Below are 19608 nucleotides of genomic sequence, written 5' to 3'. Positions count from 1 at the left end.
TTAATATATTTTTATAGAATTAAACTGCTGTTTATAGTTCTCTAAATTTTCGAAAGAGTTGAGAACGTCGAGTGATTCATTATTTACGACCCAATTTCTTAATTTATCAGATCCATTGATAATATCTATCGGCTTACGTGTATAGTCGTACTCGTAAGGTGGCTGTTTCCATTCAAAATCATCCCCTAAATAATGATATAGTTCTCGCATTAAGAATTGTCCAACACGCCAAGGTTGAAAGGTGTTTTTGTCAGTAATATGAATTTGAAACCCACCACAAACTTTATCCGCTTGCTTTTGAAAAGTTGGTAAAAAAGTAATAGGTCTTAAGGCAACTCCTTTTAATTTTGATTCTTTTAAACTATTTGACAAGTGATTTTTATAAAAAGAATACGGTTCAATTTTTGGATGCCCAACAATCTCCAAAGACTGCGTCGTTCCACGACCTTCACTAAGCATTGTTCCTTCAAAAAGAACTGTTGCTGGAAACGTAAAGGCACTTGTTGCACGTGGTAAATTAGGAGATGGTAAAAGCCATGGCAATTGTGTATCTTCAAAAAACATTTCTCTTTCCCAGTTATTCATTTTTATAACAGAAACATTGGCTTTCTTTTTCACCCAAAATTCCTGATGCATTAAAGCTACTTCACCAATCGTCATTGCGTGTCTTACAGGAATAGGATGTCTACCAATGAAAGATTCATAATCCATATCTAGTATATTTCCTTCCATATCAACCCCGTTAATAGGATTGGGTCTATCTAGAATAATAATTTCGATATCTTTACCTGCACATTTTTCCAAAAGATAGGTTAAGGTATAAATGTAGGTGTACATTCTACAACCGACATCTTGTAAATCAACAAACAAATGATCAATCCCCTCCAACATTTCATCAGAAGGTATTCTCGTTTCTGAATACAATGAGTATACAGGAATATTGAAATAAGAATGAATAAAGTGATCGGTTTCAATCATATTATCTTGAACATCTGTAGAAAAACCATGCTGTGGACCAAATAATTTTATAAACCTTGAATCAAAAATTTCTTTAAAAGCAACTGCGGCTGGTGTATATTCTGAATCTATTGAAGCATTATGGCATAATAGAGCCACATTACCTTTATATTTTTGTTGAAGGGTTTTATCCTTGATTAAAACATCAAGACCTGTTTGTACTTTCATTATAATTTGGGGTTAAGTTTTATGTACTCTTAAAATAAGCATATTTAAAGATGAACTAAGATAACTTTAAATATGCTTATATTTATTTAATTATTCTTTTTAAATAGCCGGATCAGCTGGCGTATTTGGGTTATTTTCTCTTTCTGTAAAAGGATAAGGGTAAAAATTCCTATTTCTCTCATTGGTTGTATTGGTCTCTGTTGGAACCACAAAATTTGGATGAAATCTTCTACTATCTTCAAATCGCATACCACTCAAAAACATCTCAATACTTCTATTTTTATAAATTTCTTCTAATATATCCGATTGACTTGCTGAATTACCAGACCATGCTGCAAGATTTGCATTCACACCAACTGGATCATTGCTTTTTTGCCTTACCAAATTCAACTGCGTAACTGCATCTGTTAAAAGGTTTTGACGTGCATAAGCTTCCGCTTTGTTCAACATCATTTCTCCTGGAAGATAAACTGGTATAGGCGTTGTACTAGATGCAAAGAAACCTAACATTTCACTCAATGGTTGTCCGCCCGCATCAGCGTTTGCATTACCAGCATCAGCCCCCAAATAAAAATTAGTACGACCATCACCAGCTTCAGGAATATATGTTCCAAGTAAACCGAAATTTGATTGCGGATTTAAGTCATTAGAATTCACTGTTCTATTCCAAATCGGATTTTGATTATTGGCATCATAAATCCACATAGAACTTATAGAACTACTTGAATTTATTACTGCGTCAGCTGCAGCTATTGCTTCGGTATAGTTTCCCGCAATTAATTGATATCTTGACAAAAATGCATTGACTGTTTTTTCTAAATCCATATCAGCCCAAAGCACACTCGATTTAAAATCATCTGACAAAGGTGCTGCTGACATACCATCACGTGCTTCTTTTAATAAGGAAATACATTCTGCTAACACAGCAGTTCTATCACTAAATGGAGCAGCTCCATCAATTTGATTATTAATTGGAACTTGTTCGAACATTTGAATCATGTTACCTAAACACATTGCCTTAAATAAATTACCATAGGCAATTAGCCCACTTCTTGTACCATTTGCCAACTCTATGTCATTAGCCCCTTCAATTAAAGATTCTGCCATACCTTTAGCTCTAAGTAAACTTACCCAAGGATTTGTTATACCTCCGCTTTCACTAGGTAATTCTGCACCTCCTTTAGCTAATTCATTTATGTTTAAAAAGGTATTGGTAACCCCAAGCTCTCTAGTCGTTATTCCAGGAGCTTCAATTACCTGTCTTAATGCGGTTGTAGAATAATATTGTCTTATCCCAATACTCAAAGCAAAAAGTCCTTCTTTTGTACCCAAAACCACTTCTTCAGTCGGATTATTTGGATTTTCAAATTCAGTTTCACAACCAGTAAATAAACAACTGGAAATAAGCAAAACAATTATAAATTTATATATATTTAAATTTTTCATCTTTTTATTTTTTTAGCTTAAAATGTTGCAGTTAGACCTAATTTAATTACTCTAGGTATAGGTGTTAATCCCATAATTCCTCCTCTAGATCCATTACTTTGACCATCCATATTCACTTCAGGATCAAAACTTGAAAAATTATCAAAAGATAATAAATTACGCCCTGTTAATGTAAATTTAATATTATCAACTCCTTTTAAGGGTTTCTTTAATGAATACCCTGCCGAAAGTTCTCTTAATTTTATATAAGAACCATCTTCTATATAAGATTCCGCGATACCAAACTTAGCTGCTCCTGTTCCTCTAACGCTGTCTCCATTTAACTCATTTGCCGCAGCGGGACCACCACCAAAACGATAGTACATTCGAGTATCCCAACTCAACACATCTACACCCTGAACTGCATCCAGTTGCATTCTAAAAGAGAAATTTTTATAGGTAACTTCATTAATCAAAGAGGCTATAAAATCAGGATTCGGATCGCCGATTACCTTGCTTAAACTTGCTCCAGTAGGTTGCCCTGATGCATCTCGTTCTGCAATTGGGTTTCCGTTAGTGTCATAAGACCCTTTTTCTCTTTGAGGAAGGCCTCCTGATGTTAACAACAAACTACCATCATCATTTCTTGCATAATACCCTTGATAAAAAACACCAAGAGGTTGTCCGTTTTTAGCTACAGAAAAATTGAAATTACCAATAGGAAATTGCTCTCCTTCAATATTATTCACTTCATTTTCATTTGTTGAAAAAGTACCCGTAACCGACCATGTAAAATCAGATGTTTGAACTGGAGTAGCAGTGATCAAAGCTTCAAAACCTTTATTTTTCATTGTTCCAATATTTTCAATACGAGAACCTGCACCTGTAGAAGGTGACAATGTTCTAGCCAATAATAAGTCCTCAATATCTTGAGAATAATAAGTTAGCTCAATACCCAATCTATTTTTAAACAAACTCATATCCACTCCAAATTCCAATTCAGTTTGTCTTTCAGGACTCAAATCAGGGTTACCTAATTGACTCGGTGAAATTAAACCAGAACTTCCGTCAATACTCACAGCTCCATAATTTGTAAGTCGGTCAAAAGGACCAATTGCTGTTAAGTTTCCTGCTTGCCCCCATGCGGCTCTTATTTTAAAACTATCAAAAGTACTTCCTAAACTCTCTTTCCAAAACTCTTCTTGTGATAATAGATAAGACATACTTGCTTTTGGATAGAATTGATTTCTTTCATCAGCACCAAATACCGAAGATCCATCCAGCCTGATTGCTCCTGTCACAAAAAGTTTATTGTCAAAACCAAAGGTTTGTTGTACAAAACCACCCCAAAATGTTCTTTCACTTCTAAATTCATTTGTTGAAACTGAAGCAGCTCCATTGGTTGTTTTAATCCCTAAAGCAAGTCCAGTCGCAGAAATAGACCTTATATCAGTATCATCAGCTTGCCATGAAAACCCAGCAGTAGTTGTAGATTCAAACCTATCACTAATATCTGTCATAAAAGTAGCATTCAAATCACTATTAAGTTGCTTTGTACTTATGGTAGATGTACTAGCACTCCCCAAAGCAACCGTATTGGTTCCGATAGGCACATAAGTTGACCCTACTGATTCTGCATTATCATAACCTAATGTATAATTAATATTGAGCCCCTCAACCGGTTTTAAATTAAGTTGTAAATCACTAATTATCCTGTTGTTCTTTTGTCTAAAATCAAACGTATCTATATATTCGAATATATTTGGGTAAAATGTCATATTAGGATAGTTGCCATCTGCATCTTTAGAAGGATCTATTTTATTGTCAGAAAATAAAATCGTTGGCAATATTCCAGCCCCATAACCTCCACTTGGCGTATCATTACTATTACTTGTTGAAAAATAGGTTCCTATCGAAGCTGAAGCCCAGTCGTTGAGCTCTTGATTGATTCTTATTCTTCCGCCTGTCCTTTCAAAGTCTGTACCTTTCATAATTCCTTCATTTTGCAAATAGGAAAGTGATGCAAAATAATTGGTTTTTTCCATTCCCCCTGCAACAGACACATAGTTGTCTGTTCCAACTGAATTTTGAAAAACCATATCCTGATAATCATACCTTGTAACTGGAACCGTTGTTAAATCAGTAATATCACTAGAAGCCCAATCTAAAGGTGCCTCGTTAAAATCACGTTTTTTTCGCAATGAATTGAAATTAACACTGGTTGATAAGGTAATAACAGGCTCACCTGTTTTTCCTTTTTTAGTAAAGATTTGTACAACACCATTACTAGCTCGCGATCCGTATATTGCAGCCGCAGCGGCCCCTTTAATCACTTCAATTCTATCAATATCTTGTGGATTAATATCCGATAATCGGTTTTGCACAACCCCACTTATACCCAATACATTGGTTGAATTATTGTTTACAATGACACCATCTATAATATAAAGAGGATCAGAACTCCCGTTTACAGTACTTGCACTTCTTAATCTCACACTTATACCTCCAGCAGGATCTCCTGAATTTTGTGAAACCTGAATACCTGCTAATTTACCAGATAATGCACCTGTAATATCTAACGAGGCAGATTCAGCTATTTCTAAACCACTAACGCTAGAAATAACATTACCAATTTGTTTTTTAGCGGTTAATGCACCAACCCCGGTAATCACTACCTCATCCAATCCCAAAATATCTGCACTCATTGTTGCATTTATTGTAATTGTTGATTGAGATTCGTACGTAAATGGCACTTCTTTAGTTGAAAAACCAATCGACCTAAAAACAAGAATATTGTTTCCTGATTTTACATTAGCCTCTAAGGTATAATTACCCGAAAAATCTGTAACAGCCCCTTTGCTTGTGTTTTTAATTTGAACTGTAACACCAGGTATTGTTTCACCAAAATCATCTGTTACTGTTCCTGATATACTCACAGATTGTGCAACCATCATTTGCACAAAAAGCAGCATCAGAATTGTCGAAAATAAATAATTCTTTTTTTTCATTTTGAGTTAGTATTTTATATTAGTTACACCAAATATATAAAACAATACTCGAACACCATTTATATAAACGCAAAAAAAACCTGAGTATATTTACTCAGGTTTTTAACATTTTAGAACTCTAAATTAATTCTTTTATAAACCAATAACCAATGTGGCTGTTACCTTTCCATTATCAATATCTAACTCAGCAGGATTTGAAAATTGAGTAAACCCATACACACCTGTATTCGTAGATTTTTGATATGCTAAATCTAATTTAACATTACCTCTAAATTTAAAACCAGTACCTAAAGAAAAACCTCTTACATTATCTGTATCAATAGCATCAGCATAAGGGCTTTGTTTATAAAAATAACCACCTCTTAAACTCATCATTTTACCAACACGCCACTCTCCACCTATTCTTATTTCTGAAGTGTTTTGTAAATCATTTCTGAAACTCTCATTTACATCTACAAATTCATTGTTTGGTTTCAATTTCGTTTTTGAATAATTTCTAAAGGTATAATCTAAACTTATCAATCCTTCTTTTCCGAAAAGGTAAGCAATACTTCCCGTAGCTTTTGCTGGAGTCACTAAATCATATTCAAAAACATTTATATCTGAATACTTCCTATATAACCTGGAATCGTTACTTACCTGAATTTCCAAATCATCACTATACTCTTCAGTTAAATTATACCAAGTTGGAGTTTGAAAAGCAAAGCCTAATCTTAACTCTTGAACAGGTTTTGCAATAAAACCAATATTTAAACCAATACCTTGTCCATAAGTATATAACTCTTGTAACAGTGAAGCGTCCAATAAATTACCACTACCATCATTACTAGACTCCTCAAATAAACCATTTTGAAAATGTTCCAATTTATGAGAAACCAACGACAAGCCTAGACTAAATTTATCATTGAATTCAGCTGCCATTGAAAGGGTAAACTTTTCATTTTGCCCTGAATTACTATTTCCGAAAAATTGACCATCTACATTTTCATAATAAATATCGTTTGCTGGATTGGTGTCTTCATTTAAATAAGGATCTCCGTTGTATTCTGTAATATTACTAGCTCCATTTATGTTATAACTATTTTCAAAATCTTTGACTAAGGAATAATTAAATCCAATAGCAAATTTTGTCCAATTGGAACGTCCTGATGTATCAAAAACCAGTACGGCACCCGCTTGAGTCATATTAAAATAACTATCAGAATTATCAGTAGAAGTACCGTAATAAGTACTGAAAACATCTGTATTTCTAACGCCTAATGTAATTGAACCTTGAGACCTTGTAAAAACAGTTAATCCTGCTGGGTTAATATCTCCGGCTGACATATCTCCACCTAAACTTCCAAACGCTCCACTCATCCCATTAAACCTCGCTGTACCATTAACATCCTCATCAGAAAACATAACAGCTCCATCAAAATTACTAATTACTTGAGCGTTGATTACTAAGGAGGATAGTAATCCTCCTATTAAAAATAGAATTTTTTTCATAATAATTTTATTGATTTTTTATTGACGCCTTGAGCTACTTCTTGATGATGAAGATGAAGATCTAGAAGTTGAACTACTTCTGGATGCACTGCTACTTCTTGAAGGTGAACTACTTCTCGAAACACTACTACTTCGTGAAGGTGAACTACTTCTTGAAACATTAGAACTTCTTGACGGACTACTACTTCTTGTTACTCTACTCGGAGAAGAGGTTCTTGACCTTGTAACTGTTCTTGGGCTACTTGTAGCCGTTCTATTTGTTGTACTACGACTAACCGTTCTTACCCGTCTAGGTGCTGTTACACTTCTATTAGTAGGACTTACAGTTCTTCTGTTTACTTGAGATGAACTTCTTCTAATCGTTGAACTTTGACTTCTTACTGCCGAAGATCTTGGTGTGTTTCCACGTCTTACTGTGCTAGAGCGATTTGTACTTCCTGAACTTCTTTGAACACCTGAATTGTTTCTTGGTGTAGTTGTTCTTCTAATTGTAGAGCTATTGCTTCTAGGCGAAGTAGATGTATTACGTCTTACACTAGAGTTTGTTCTAGGATTAGTAGATGTGTTTCTTCTAACCGTTGAATTACTTCTAGAATTTACTGAACTTCTTCTGCTTACCCCCTCGGTACTTCTTGTTGCCACTGTTCTTCTTGTGGTTGCTCCATTAATACGTCTGGTTGCGTCACTAGCTACAGAAGACCTTCTACTATAAGCACTTCTATTACTTAACCTACTGGTGTTATTAGCATATCTTCTTCCGTAAGTGTAGTTATTTCCGTAATAACGGTTTCCATAATAGGAGTTATAATACCCATTACCATAGCCATATCCATAATAAGGTCTGTACCTGTAAGGATTATAAAAAGGTGAATAAATTCCACCATAGCCATAATAAGAATTATAGTAACCTCCATAGCCACCACTACCATAGTATAAATTGTTGTAACCTCCATAATATCCTTCATTACCGAAACCATATCCGTAACCACCATAGTACCCATATCTATAAGGATTATAAAAACCATTCCATCCAAAACCAGTATTAATGGTTACTGATACATTATCTGAATATTCCCAAGGCGAACCCCCTTCATTATAATCTCCATCCTCATAATATTCAATATCATCTTCATATCCATAATCATCAATATCAGTAATAATGTCATCTTGCGATATTTCATCATACCTTTCTGCTTCTCTTCTAAAGTAGTCTTGATATTTATTACTTTCAGGACGAGCCTCCTCAACTACAACACGAGTTTCAGTATTACCAGTCGCATATATTCCGTCTTCATCATAAGTAGTACCTTGATAAGTACCACACGATGTTAAGCCCATTAATATCAATCCTGTTAAAGAAAGATACGTAACTTTTCTGCTGATGTTATTTTTTATTTTCATATTGAGTAAATTTAATGGTATTAAATTACAAAATATATTTAGTTTTGTACTAATTAATTTTGTGTTAACTATATCACAATATTTATGCCAAAACACAATACATGAGTAAAAACTTAACGAAACGTAGCGAAGATTATTCTAAATGGTACAATGAATTAGTTGTTAAAGCTGATTTAGCGGAAATGTCTGGAGTTAGAGGTTGCATGGTAATAAAACCTTATGGCTATGCTATTTGGGAAAAAATGCAAGCCGAATTAGATAGAATGTTTAAAGAAACAGGCCACGAAAATGCTTATTTCCCACTTTTTATACCTAAATCTTATTTTAGTAAAGAAGCCAGCCATGTTGATGGTTTTGCAAAAGAATGTGCCGTTGTAACACATTATAGATTAAAAAATGCAGAAGATGGCAGTGGTATTGTAGTTGACGAAGATGCTAAATTAGAAGAGGAATTAATTGTAAGACCTACTTCGGAAACTATTATTTGGGATACCTATAGAAAATGGGTGCAATCGTACAGAGATTTACCAATTTTAGTTAATCAATGGGCCAATGTTGTCCGTTGGGAAATGAGAACACGTCTATTTTTACGTACAGCTGAATTTTTATGGCAAGAAGGTCATACCGCACATGCTACAAAGCAAGAAGCTCTGGCTGAAGCAAAACAAATGCAAGGCGTTTATGCTGATTTTGCAGAAAACTTTATGGCAATGCCTGTTATAAAAGGTACAAAAACCGAAAGCGAACGTTTCGCAGGTGCTCTAGAAACCTATACTATTGAAGCTTTAATGCAAGATGGTAAGGCTTTACAGGCAGGAACATCTCATTTTTTAGGTCAAAATTTTGCAAAGGCATTTGATGTTAAATTTACTTCTAAAGAAGGGAAGCTGGAATATGTTTGGGCTACTTCTTGGGGGGTATCTACTCGTTTGATGGGGGCTTTAGTAATGACACATTCTGACGATAAAGGATTGGTATTACCGCCTAATTTAGCTCCAATACAAGTTGTAATAGTGCCTATATACAAAGGAGAAGAACAACTTGAAACGATTTCAATTAAAGCGAAACAAATTATGGCTGAACTCAAGTCAAAAGGTATTTCTGTTAAATTCGATGATAGAGACACCTATAAGCCAGGATGGAAATTTGCACAGTATGAATTGAAAGGTGTTCCTCTTAGAATTGCAATGGGACCAAGAGACATGGAAAATGGGACTGTGGAATTGGCTAGAAGAGATACACTGACTAAAGAAACCGTAAATCAAGATGTTTTGGTTGCCACTATTGAAGATTTATTGGGTAAAATTCAAGAAAGTCTATTTAATAAAGCTAAAGATTACAGAAATAGTCACATCACTGAAGTTGATAATTTTGATGATTTTAAAACAGTATTGAATGGTAAAGGAGGTTTTATATCTGCACATTGGGATGGGACTTCAGAAACTGAAAATAAGATAAAGGACTTAACAAAAGCTACAATTCGTTGTATTCCGAATGAATATATCGAAGAAGAAGGAGTTTGTGTGTTTAGTGGTAAGCCTTCAACAAAAAGAGTACTTTTTGCGAAAGCCTATTAATTCAAGTCCTAATAAACAGAATTTATAAAACAGCACTGAATTTGTTCGCATTTGCTATTTAACCCCAAATTCAGTGTGTTTTTATTTTTTTTTAAAAAAAATACTACTTTTTTTAAAAAAGACTTGCAGAGTTCAAAAATTGTATTATTTTTGCACTCGCTTTGCAAGATAACAAAGCACAATGGTCCGTTCGTCTAGGGGTTAGGACGCCAGGTTTTCATCCTGGTAACAGGGGTTCGATTCCCCTACGGACTACAAAATGTTTAATCATGAATAAAATGATTGATTGGACAACTTATCAAGTATTGATGAGATAACAATTAAAAAAAAGTCAAATGGCAAATCACAAGTCAGCGTTAAAGAGAATTAGAAATAGTGAGACTAAACGCTTAAGAAATAAGTTTCAGCATAAAACCACAAGAAATGCTATAAAAGCTTTACGTGAGATTGAAAAGAAAGCTGATGCTGAAAAGCAATTGAATTCAGTTCTTGCTATGGTAGATAAATTAGCTAAAAAGAGCATTATTCATAACAATAAAGCTGCTAATTTAAAATCTAAGCTTACTAAGCACGTAGCTGCTTTATAATTTTCTTACAAATTAACACACATAAAGACTGTCTTACAAGACGGTCTTTTTTGTTTTAAAAGGTTTTATATTTTAGAGATGAAGACAATTGTTAATCTACTAAATTTACAAAACATCTCCCTTTCAAATTAAATAATAAAAGTTCCTACATTATTTAGAATACTATATAGTCGTCCATTTAACAAGGTTTTTCATCTTCTAATAAATTACATTTTCAGTTCTTAACACTTCTTGCAACATACTAATTAATAACATTAAGCTCTAAAAACAGTACAGAGGTAACTCTTTTAATAATAATTAGTACTTAAAAAAATAGGAGTTTTTAATTCTTAGTTGTTCTATACTAAAAGGAACAAAAATGGAAAAGAACAACGAAGAAGAATTAACTTATGTATTATTTGGAGCAGAGGCGATTCAAATCTATAATATATCTTTAAGTATGTTACTATCTTCAGTGCATTTAGTATACAAAGTTTCTGCATATAACGATGTAAAGAGTTTTGTTAACGAAAGTAAACGATGGGATGGCTTTATAGAAATAACTAAGGATGATTATATTACTTTAAAAAAAAAATTAGTAGACAAACCTTCAAGCGATGGTAATCATATTAAGTCTAAAAAAAAGCGTAAACCTTCTTTTTTTAATTTTTTCAAATAAACACTTACCATTCATAGGTTCTATCGGCATCAAGTCTAATAAAAATAAAGAGTAAAATAGTAAATCCCCATAAAGAGGAACCTCCATAACTAAAAAACGGCAATGGAATACCAATTGTAGGAACTAATCCTATAACCATTCCTACATTTATCATAAAGTGAAAAAAGAATATGGTTGCTATAGAATAACCAAATACCCTACTAAACTTTAGTTTTTGCCTTTCAGCAACTCGTATTATTCGTAATATAAAGGCTATAAATATAATTATTACCGCACTCGTACCAATAAAACCCCATTCCTCACCAACAGTACTGAAAATATAATCTGTATGTTGCTCAGGCACAAAATTACCTTGAGTTCTATCTCCTTCTAAAAAACCCTTACCTGTTAAGCCTCCTGAACCAATTGTAATCATTGATTGATTCGTATTGTACCCTATCCCTCTTGGGTCAACTTCTTTACCTAAAACAATACTAAATCGATCTCTATGGCGTTGTCCGAATACATTATTAAAAATGTAATCAACACTAAACATAAATAACCCTACAATTAGAAATAAAATAATAACCTTAGGCCACTCTCTATTTAACTGAAATTTATTTATGTTAATCAAGTATAAAATCATCAAAGTTAGCAATGAAATTATAATTATAAGGGCTGTTATAAATCCAAAATATAATGTAGATAAAAACAAAATCATTAACATAAAACCAATTCCTAAATAAATACCAGGAAGTCCTTCTCGATACATTACAAAAAACAATGTAAAATAAATTATCCCCGATCCTGGGTCTGGCTGTAACGCTATTAATACCGCTGGTATTAACAGAATAATGAATGCTCTAATTTGAGTTTTAAAATTACTTAGATCTCTATTGGGCTCATTTAAAAAATTAGCCAACGCTAGTATCGTAGCCACCTTTGCAAACTCAGAAGGTTGCAAACTAACCCCTCCAAAATTATACCAAGAAGTAGCTCCATTAATTGTATTTCCAAATAGAAATAACCCCGCCAAGCTCAGCATTGAAATAACATAAAAAACACCTGCAAAACGTTCATAAAACTTGGCATCAATGGATATTATTATAACAATTAGCACTCCACTTAAGCCAATCCACCGCAACTGTTTTCCGTATAACGTAGTGGCGTCAAAAACACTTTGAGTCGTATCTGTAACAGAGGCCGCATAAATATTTATCCAACCTAAAAATACGAGCACTATAAAAAATAATACTAATATCCAGTCTACACCAGCAAATATGTTATTCTGCCTTTTCCTCAAGTTCTTTTTTTAATTTTTCTTTAATTTCTTTTTCTAATTGCTCTGTTAAAAGTTGTTTATCATACTCTTCTCTAAGACTACCTTCAAACATACGTTTTTCCTCTCTTGGTCTAGACACTTCTCCTCTAATATATTTTTCTATCATTAAAGACGCCATAGGCCCTGCCCACCTTGACCCCCAATAACCATTTTCAACAAAAACCGCAATGGCTATTTTAGGATTGTCTTTTGGAGCAAAAGCAATAAAAATAGAATGATCTTGACCCTGTGGGTTTTCCGCTGTACCTGTTTTTCCGCAAATCTCTATACCCTCAACCCGAGACCATCTTGCTGTACCTTTCTCAACAGTATTGTACATACCCTCAATTACAGGAGTAAAATGTTCTTTATTTATTGAAGTTTTATTCGGTATTATAAATTTATCGATTTGTATTGGTTTATTATCAATTTTTTTTATGATATGAGGAGTAAAATAATATCCTTTATTTGCAATTGCAGCAGTCATATTTGCTAATTGAATGGGGGTCGTTAAAATTTCACCTTGCCCAATGGCGTTAGAAATTGTTGTTGAAGCTCCCCATTTAAACGTAGGATAATACCTATCATACAATTTCTCATCAGGTACAACACCTCTTCGACCAGTTGATAGGTCATTATGCAAAAAATCACCTAAACCGAAACTTTTAACGTGATTACTCCAAACTTTCATTCCTTCGGTGGCTGTAGGATATTTTTCAATTATCTTTTTATAGGTATTTGCAAAATAGGAATTACATGACCTATAAATACCCATATCTAACTTTATCGGAGCACCATGTACGCCGCAATGGCAAGCCATAAATGCCTTTGAACTTCTACCGTATCTAAATCCTCCATAACAGTAAAAATGTGTCTCTGGTGTTATTACTCCCTCCTGTAGACCGATTAATGCATTCAACACTTTAAATGGAGAGCCTGGAGGATATTGAGCTAACAATGATCTATCGAACATTGGTTTTTCATGACTGTCACTATCTAATTTATTGTAATTCTTAGATCGTTCTCTACCTACTAAAAGATTAGGGTCATAGGTAGGTGCCGAAACTAAAGCCAAAATTTCTCCTGTTGAAGGTTCAATTGCAACAATACCACCTCTTTTATTTGCCATAAGGTCTTCGGCATACTTTTGAAGTTTAATGTCAATGGTAATATTAACATCTTTACCTACTATTGCTAACGTATCATACTCGCCTCCTTTGTAAGGGCCAATTACTTTATTAAAACGATCTTTTTGAATAAATTTCACCCCTTTAACACCTCTTAACGCTTCCTCGTATTCTTTTTCAACACCATTCTTACCAATTAGCTCTCCTTGTTGATAGTTTTTGTTATTTAAATCAGCAGTTGTCACTTCAGATATATAACCCAACACATTAGCTGCTGACTTTATAGGATATTGCCTTAAGGATCGTTTTTGAATGTAAAAACCCTTGTATTTGTACATTTTTTCTTGTAAGTAGGCATAATCGCCTTTTGAAAGTTGAGCTACAAATACCGATGGTAATCTAGGGGAGTATTTTTTTGCTTTTTTATATTTTCCTACGAAGTCCTCTTTATCGATTTTTAATAATTTGCAGAACTCCAAGGTATCTAATGGCTTTACATCACGCGGTACAATCATAACATCATACGACGGTTGGTTGGCTACAATTAAAACACCGTTTCTATCATAAATAAAGCCTCTTTCGGGATAGTCGTATTTCGGCGTTACGGCAGAATTATTAAGTGGTGAGCCCTTATACTTAGAATCTAGTACCTGAATATAGAATAACCTGATAATAAATAACAAACCCACCAATAATATAGAAAAATATGCAATATATTTTTTCTCCATTACTATTTGTTTTTATTTAATAATAATAAACTAAATATTATTAAAATAATTGTAAAAATACTTGTTAAAATTGTTCTGGAAAGAATGGTTAGTATTTCCGCAAATTTAAAATATTCTAAACTAAAGAGTACTAAATGATGTGTTAAAGTTATAATGGCAATAAAGCTTAACAATTTTAAAAATGGAAGTTTAATAATTTTAAATACAGGAAAGTCTATTTCAGATTTTCTCGTTAACGCTTTTATTAATGGCAATCTTATATATGCAATACAGACTGTTGCAGCAGCGTTGACCCCACCAGAATCTAAAAAAAAGTCAATACTCAAGCCCAAGAGGAAGCTTAAAATTAACAATAAACCTCTATCTTTTTTCAACGGAAAAACAATCACAAATAAAATATATAAAAATGGATTTATATACCCCAAAAAGTTAATGTTGTTTAGTATGATTACTTGAACAAGTATCAAAACAATAAATAATAAACTATTTTTAACTATTTCGTTCATTAATTTAATCCTTGTTCTAAGTTTTCTATTTCCTCTTTATCATAACTTGTTATAATATTTACAGGCCCAATGGCACTCATATCATTAAACAACTTGACATTAACTTCCTTATACGTATTATTCTCTTTATTAAAGTTTAAAATAGTGCCCACTGGAATTCCTTCAGGAAAAATAGTTGATTTACCTCCAGTAATAATGGTATCTCCAACTTTAATATTTGCCTGAATGGCTATATCTTTTATTTGAAGTACATTATAATCTTTTCCATTCCAAGCCAATGATCCATAATGAAAACTATTTAATAATTTCACATTGATATTGGAAGTTTCATTTAAAATAGATAAGACCGTAGTGTATTTTTTTGATGTAGAATTGGTAATTCCAATAACTCCCCTACTGTTTACGACGCCCTGATCAGGTTTAATACCCTGATCCATACCAGCATCAATCATGAGGAAATTAAATTTCCTATTATATTGATTTCTAATTACTTTAGCTGAAGTATAGCTGTATTTTTGAAAATATTTAACTGAATCTACAACCGTAACCAATTTTGAGACACTATCTCTTGGTATTTTTGACAATAGATTTTTCAATCGAACATTTTCTTCTTGAAGTTGCTCGTTATACCCTTTTAAGCTTGTATATTCTTTAAATGCATTAACTTTCTTGTAAACACCACCAGTTATAGCATTCGCTGAATTTACAAATTTACTATTATGATAAGAATGACTTTGCATTGTAAATGTAAAAGCTATAATTTCTAGCAACAAGAAGAGTAAAAAGTACTTGTTTTTTAGTATAAAACTAATTATTTGTTGCATATTATAACATAGTGTCAAGTAAAAGCCAAAACCTCCGTATCAAACAATACGTCTTTTGCACCATCCCTTTGTTAAAAAATAATTTCGTAGCTAAGGCTCTGCAATATTCTTTTGCCTAAGTGTGGCATATAAACTGCGATTGCCATATGTGTCATTTCAGCTTTTACTTGACACTAAACATTACTATTTCATTAATACCATTTGGTATTTTTCTAAGTCTTTTAAAGCAATACCAGTACCTCTAACTACAGCTCTCAAAGGATCTTCTGCAACATATACAGGCAAATCTGTTTTACGTGAAAGCCTTTTATCTAAGCCTCTTAGCATAGAACCACCACCCGCTAAATAAATACCAGTATTATAAATATCAGCTGCCAATTCTGGTGGCGTCTGAGATAAGGTTTCCATTACAGCATCTTCAATTCTAAGAATTGATTTATCTAATGCTTTAGCAATTTCTCTATATGATATTTTTATTTGTTTTGGTTTTCCACTCAATAAATCTCTACCCTGAACTAAAATATCTTCTGGTGGATTATCTAATTCTTCTGTAGCAGCTCCAACTACAATTTTGATATTTTCTGCAGTAGCTTCACCAACATACAAGTTATGTTGAGTACGCATGTAATATGCTATATCATTGGTAAACACATCACCCGCAACTTTTATTGATTTATCACAAACAATACCTCCTAAAGCAATTACTGCAATTTCAGTCGTACCACCACCTATATCAATAATCATATTTCCTTTCGGCTGCATAATATCTATCCCAATACCAACTGCAGCTGCCATTGGTTCATGAATTAGATAAATATCTTTGGCGTTCATATGTTCGGCAGAATCTCTTACCGCCCTCTTTTCAACTTCTGTTATACCCGATGGGATACAAATTACCATTCGTAAAGATGGAGGAAAGAAAAAACGTTTTTTAATTGAAGGAATTTGCTTTATAAATTCCTTTATCATTTGTTCTGAAGCCTCAAAATCGGCTATTACACCGTCTTTTAAGGGTCGGATAGTTTTAATATTCTCATGCGTTTTTCCTTGCATAAGATTGGCTCTTTTGCCAATAGCAATAATTTTGCCAGTAGTTCTATCCTTAGCTACAATTGACGGGCTATCAATAACTACTTTACCATTATGAATGATAAGCGTATTGGCAGTTCCTAGATCAATCGCAACATCTTCAGTCAGGAAGTCAAAAAATCCCATAGAGTTATTTAGTTTGGGTTATTTAAATTTTGCGAATTGCCAAAGTTAATAAAATTAAAGTAATGTTAACGAAAGTTCGTCCCAAATTTAAATAAAAACTTTTGTCAAAGCCTCAAAGCTTAAAATGAGGGTTCATAGGAGTCCTTTGCATTTATCGAAAACTTAGATTAAATCTTGGTTATTTATTTTTCACATAACCAAATTCACTTAATTTATAGAATTAAAAAACTTATTTTACTGATAATTAAACCTTTAATTATCAGTAAAATAAGCAATTAATCAATCCAAATAATTCTATTAATTAAATTTACTCGTCTAATGCTTAAAATGTCTAGTACCTGTAAATACCATTGGCATATTTTGACTATTACAATAATCGATAGATAATTTATCTTTTATTGATCCTCCTGGTTGAATAACAGCATTTATTCCAGCATTTTTAGCTATTTCTACACAATCAGGGAAAGGAAAAAAGGCATCACTTGCCATTACCGCGTCATTCAAATCAAATTCAAAATGTTTTGCTTTTACAATTGCTTGATTCAAAGCATCTACTCTAGAAGTTTGCCCTGTACCACTCGCAAAAAGTTGTTTATTTTTTACTAAAACTATAGTATTTGATTTAGTGTTTTTACAAATTTTAGAGGCGAAAATTAAATCATCGATTTCTTGCTCAGAAGGTTTAGCAACTGTTACCACTTCTAAATCTTCAGCTGAATCCGTCTTGTTATCCCTATCTTGAACTAACACTCCATTTAAACATGTTCTTACCGAAGTTTTAGAAAGTTCAACTTCTTTTAAAATAAGAAGAATTCTATTTTTTTTACCTTTTAAAATTTCCAAAGCCTCATCACTAAAAGAAGGTGCAATAACCACTTCACAAAACAAACTATGAATTTGTTCTGCTGTTGCTTTGTCAATTTCCATATTTGCGATTAGAACTCCACCAAAAGCAGAAACAGGATCGCCAGCTAAGGCATCTCTATAAGCTTCTGAAAGGGTATCGCGTTGTGCAAAACCACATGCATTATTATGTTTTAAAATGGCAAAAGTTGGAGCTTCATTTTTGAATTCATTCATTAAATTAACAGCTGCATCAACATCTAACAAGTTATTATAACTCAACTCTTTTCCATGTAATTTCGTAAACATGGCATCAAAATCTCCAAAGAAAAAACCTTTTTGATGCGGGTTTTCTCCATAACGCAACACCTGACCGTTGGTTTCACTAATCTTAAGAACTACCTCTTCTTCATTTGCATTAAAATAATTAAAAATAGCAGTATCGTAATGTGAAGAAACATTAAAAGACTTACCGGCAAAGCTCTTACGTTGTTCAATCGTTGTTTCACCGTTTTGAGATGATATAATTTCTAAAAATTCGTCATATTGCTCCATTGAAGAAACACAAATAACATCTTTAAAGTTCTTAGCTGCGGCTCTAATCAAAGAAATACCACCAATATCAATTTTTTCTATAATCTCTTGTTCAGGAGCTCCAGAAGCAACTGTTTTTTCAAATGGGTATAAATCTACAATTACAATATCCAATTCAGGAATTTCAAACTCTGCTAATTGAGCAACGTCACTCTCATTTTCACGTCGAGACAATATCCCTCCAAAAACTTTGGGGTGTAATGTTTTAACTCGACCACCTAAAATGGAAGGATATGAAGTTAAATCCTCTACGGGTTCAACTTGAATACCCAATTCGTTGATGAATTTCTCAGTACCGCCCGTTGAATAAATTGTTACACCTAATTCATTTAACTTCTGAACTATAGGCCCTAATCCATCTTTATGAAATACTGATATTAATGCTGATTTTGCTTTTTTTGAAGAACTCATTTTTTCCTGTTATAATTTTCACCAAAGCTACTAAAACACAATTGCTTCTGCACCAAAAAATTTTGGTGATTTATTAACAGGTGTTAATAGTTTTTTATGAAGTGTAGAAATGCATTGATTTTGATGATTTCAAATTATAGATAAATCACTAAAAATAGAAGTCTACTAACAAAAAATATTATCAATACTGATTTAGTTCTATTGATATGAACGCCTATTCATTTTACACTCACTACATAGATAAAACTTATAATTTACTTACACAGTCACAAACAAACTCCAACAACTCCTCATCATCTTTAGTAAACGGATTTGCAACATGTGAGTCAATATCTATTTGACCAATATTTTCACCATCTATAAAAATTGGAATTACAATTTCAGATTTCACTTTAAATCCACAAGAGATGTAATTATCTTGTTCAGCAACATCTTGCACCACAAAGTTTTTATTGCTTACTGCAACTTGCCCACAAATACCTTTCCCAAAAGGAATAATGGTATGTTCCGTTGGTTCACCAGCATATTGAGCTAATTTCAATTCCTCTTTATCACCATTCTTAAAGTAGAACCCAACCCAATCATAATAACTAATAGTTTCCTTTAAAAAATCACAAATTCCCTGTAGCTTATCTCCGTATGTCAGATTACTACTAGCAATAGCAACAATATTCTGTTTCAAAGTTTTTATATCCATAAGATTAATTATATTTGACTGACGCAAAAAT

15 protein-coding genes and 1 tRNA gene are annotated in these 19608 nt (G+C 33.0%); 4 read left to right on the top strand and 12 right to left on the bottom strand.

What is annotated here, in order from left to right; all coding sequences use genetic code 11:
- From FF125_RS05120 to FF125_RS05100, 5 genes are all read right to left on the bottom strand, one after another.
- Window positions 1-1185: a DUF1343 domain-containing protein gene (locus FF125_RS05120; protein WP_138948770.1), complete on the bottom strand. Its 1185-nt coding sequence runs from the start codon at window positions 1183-1185 to the stop codon at window positions 1-3.
- Window positions 1186-1284: 99 nt separating this feature from the next.
- Window positions 1285-2631, bottom strand: coding sequence for a RagB/SusD family nutrient uptake outer membrane protein (locus FF125_RS05115; protein ID WP_138948769.1), 1347 nt, complete (start codon window positions 2629-2631; stop codon window positions 1285-1287).
- Between the two features lie 17 nt (window positions 2632-2648).
- Complete coding sequence (locus FF125_RS05110) at window positions 2649-5618, bottom strand: SusC/RagA family TonB-linked outer membrane protein (RefSeq protein WP_138948768.1); 2970 nt, start codon at window positions 5616-5618, stop codon at window positions 2649-2651.
- 132 nt (window positions 5619-5750) lie between these two features.
- The gene (locus FF125_RS05105; protein ID WP_138948767.1) at window positions 5751-7109 is read right to left on the bottom strand and encodes an OmpP1/FadL family transporter; all 1359 of its coding nucleotides are present in this window, start codon (window positions 7107-7109) and stop codon (window positions 5751-5753) included.
- 18 nt (window positions 7110-7127) lie between these two features.
- Window positions 7128-8510, bottom strand: coding sequence for a hypothetical protein (locus FF125_RS05100; RefSeq protein ID WP_138948766.1), 1383 nt, complete (start codon window positions 8508-8510; stop codon window positions 7128-7130).
- 101 nt (window positions 8511-8611) lie between these two features.
- On the opposite strand from FF125_RS05100, the gene proS reads away from it, so the two are divergent.
- The 4 genes from proS to FF125_RS05080 all read left to right on the top strand — a co-directional run bounded on the left by proS (window position 8612) and on the right by FF125_RS05080 (window position 11332).
- Window positions 8612-10087, top strand: a complete 1476-nt coding sequence (gene proS / locus FF125_RS05095; RefSeq protein ID WP_138948765.1) for a proline--tRNA ligase — start codon at window positions 8612-8614, stop codon at window positions 10085-10087.
- Between the two features lie 183 nt (window positions 10088-10270).
- Window positions 10271-10342, top strand: a tRNA-Glu gene (locus FF125_RS05090).
- A gap of 80 nt (window positions 10343-10422) precedes the next feature.
- Complete coding sequence (rpsT, locus tag FF125_RS05085) at window positions 10423-10674, top strand: 30S ribosomal protein S20 (protein ID WP_138948764.1); 252 nt, start codon at window positions 10423-10425, stop codon at window positions 10672-10674.
- Between the two features lie 358 nt (window positions 10675-11032).
- Window positions 11033-11332, top strand: a complete 300-nt coding sequence (locus tag FF125_RS05080; protein ID WP_138948763.1) for a hypothetical protein — start codon at window positions 11033-11035, stop codon at window positions 11330-11332.
- A gap of 4 nt (window positions 11333-11336) precedes the next feature.
- Here FF125_RS05080 and rodA read toward each other — a convergent pair whose 3' ends face one another.
- The 7 genes from rodA to FF125_RS05045 all read right to left on the bottom strand — a co-directional run bounded on the left by rodA (window position 11337) and on the right by FF125_RS05045 (window position 19577).
- Window positions 11337-12614: a rod shape-determining protein RodA gene (gene rodA / locus FF125_RS05075; RefSeq protein WP_138948762.1), complete on the bottom strand. Its 1278-nt coding sequence runs from the start codon at window positions 12612-12614 to the stop codon at window positions 11337-11339.
- The gene (gene mrdA, locus FF125_RS05070) at window positions 12595-14487 is read right to left on the bottom strand and encodes a penicillin-binding protein 2 (protein WP_138948761.1); all 1893 of its coding nucleotides are present in this window, start codon (window positions 14485-14487) and stop codon (window positions 12595-12597) included. Before mrdA ends, rodA begins: the two co-directional genes overlap by 20 nt.
- 2 nt (window positions 14488-14489) lie before the next feature.
- Complete coding sequence (gene mreD, locus FF125_RS05065; protein WP_138948760.1) at window positions 14490-14993, bottom strand: rod shape-determining protein MreD; 504 nt, start codon at window positions 14991-14993, stop codon at window positions 14490-14492.
- Window positions 14993-15817: a rod shape-determining protein MreC gene (gene mreC, locus FF125_RS05060; RefSeq protein WP_138948759.1), complete on the bottom strand. Its 825-nt coding sequence runs from the start codon at window positions 15815-15817 to the stop codon at window positions 14993-14995. The genes mreD and mreC overlap by 1 nt, the downstream gene beginning before the upstream one ends.
- Window positions 15818-16000: 183 nt before the next feature.
- Window positions 16001-17032, bottom strand: coding sequence for a rod shape-determining protein (locus FF125_RS05055; RefSeq protein ID WP_138948758.1), 1032 nt, complete (start codon window positions 17030-17032; stop codon window positions 16001-16003).
- A gap of 315 nt (window positions 17033-17347) precedes the next feature.
- Complete coding sequence (gene purH, locus FF125_RS05050; RefSeq protein WP_138948757.1) at window positions 17348-18880, bottom strand: bifunctional phosphoribosylaminoimidazolecarboxamide formyltransferase/IMP cyclohydrolase; 1533 nt, start codon at window positions 18878-18880, stop codon at window positions 17348-17350.
- 247 nt (window positions 18881-19127) lie between these two features.
- Window positions 19128-19577, bottom strand: a complete 450-nt coding sequence (locus FF125_RS05045; RefSeq protein WP_138948756.1) for a GAF domain-containing protein — start codon at window positions 19575-19577, stop codon at window positions 19128-19130.
- Window positions 19578-19608 lie beyond the last annotated feature (31 nt).

It is taken from the genome of Aureibaculum algae (assembly GCF_006065315.1).
GTDB classification, from domain to species: Bacteria; Bacteroidota; Bacteroidia; order Flavobacteriales; family Flavobacteriaceae; genus Aureibaculum; species Aureibaculum algae.
The sequence above is the reverse complement of the archived record's forward strand: the minus strand, read 5'-3'. Positions and strand labels throughout refer to the sequence as shown.